Origin of the sequence: Marinimicrobium alkaliphilum (genome assembly GCF_003259155.1) — a bacterium.
GTDB lineage: Bacteria > Pseudomonadota > Gammaproteobacteria > Pseudomonadales > Cellvibrionaceae > Marinimicrobium_A > Marinimicrobium_A alkaliphilum.
The window spans coordinates 1-1,191 of sequence record NZ_QGMQ01000023.1 but is presented as its reverse complement, the minus strand read 5'-3'; the positions used below and the strand labels follow the sequence as shown (position 1 = coordinate 1,191).

2 protein-coding genes are annotated in these 1,191 nt (G+C 51.6%); both read right to left on the bottom strand.

The genetic code is table 11. The features are described from left to right. Positions 1–791: IS3 family transposase (locus DKW72_RS16830; RefSeq protein WP_408631121.1), on the bottom strand; the 791-nt coding region annotated here is incomplete at its 3' end. After that, positions 788–1,153 carry a transposase gene (locus DKW72_RS16225; protein ID WP_111643428.1) on the bottom strand — a complete coding sequence of 122 codons (366 nt, stop codon included), beginning with the start codon at positions 1,151–1,153 and terminating at the stop codon, positions 788–790. The genes DKW72_RS16225 and DKW72_RS16830, both read right to left, overlap by 4 nt. Positions 1,154–1,191: the final 38 nt, after the last annotated feature.

Here is a 1,191-nt window from a genome sequence, read left to right as displayed (position 1 = left end):
CTTGAGTGTATACGCCTTTCATTATAAAACTCAATATACTCCAAGATTCTGGCGACACATTCTATGAGTGTATTGAATTTCCTATGGTGAAGCAGCTCATTTCTAAGCGTTTTAAAAAATGACTCGACATAGGCATTGTCAGTAGGTGTGCCCGCCCGACTCATACTGCTGACTATCCCCGCTTCGGCGAGCCGAGCACGGTAGCTGTCTGATCGGTACTCTGATCCTTGGTCGCTATGGAACAGACAGCCAGGCTGCCTGGTTTCTAGCGCTAGCGACATGTCCAGGGCACCTTTGACCAAGTCAGTATCGTGATTCCGTGAGAACGCCCAACCTATTAGCTTTCTGGACCAGAGATCCAGAACGGCTGCCAGGTAAAAATCACCTTCCCTTGTCTTTAAATACGTCATATCCCCTGCCCAATGCTGACCACTCTGGTTTGCCGGTGGTTGGCCGGCTAGCAGGTTGTCCGCTATGGGGGCATTGCTGCCGTTTGATCGCCGAACGCGGTGTGCATGGTATCTGGAGCGTATTCCATGCGCCTTCATCAAACGATTGATCCGTCTGCGGCTGCAGCTATAGCTTAGCCCCCTAAGGTAGGGATGCACCCGGACCGCACCATAATTGGCTTCGTGACCCCGGTGCATCTCGACAATCTGGTCGACCAGCAATGCATCATATTGGGCTCTGTTACTGGCGGGCCTGTCGCGCCAGTCGTAATAGCCGCTGGTGGAGACATCCAGGTACTCACACATCGTCACGACCTTATGCGAGGCTCGGTTCTCTTCTATGAACGCGTATCTTTCCTGCGCTGTTCCTGAAAGAACCGACCGGCCTTTTTTAGGATGATGACTTCCTCCTCCTTGGCAGCCAGGCTTTTCTCAAGCTCTTTAATCCGTCGCTCCGCGACTTTAAGCTTATCTGAGTCCTCTCTCGATTTCTTCGGCGGTGGTGTCGGCACTCTCATATGCTTGTTCTCGGAAAGACGACCTTCTTTGAATTCCTGACGCCACCGATACAGCATGACTGGGTGGATGCCAAGCGCCTCAGCGACATCTCTGGCTTTAACGCCTTGCTTCTTGCTCTCCTTGACCGCTTTTACCTTGAAAGCCAATGTGTAGCTGTCGTACTGTTTTTTCTTCGTTATACCCATGATACACCCCTTTAGGTGGACAGTGATTTACTGTCCGC

Bases quoted from the DNA above. Each gene is read 5' to 3' on its own strand.
- DKW72_RS16225 (WP_111643428.1), bottom strand. From the start codon at position 1,153: ATGGGTATAACGAAGAAAAAACAGTACGACAGCTACACATTGGCTTTC.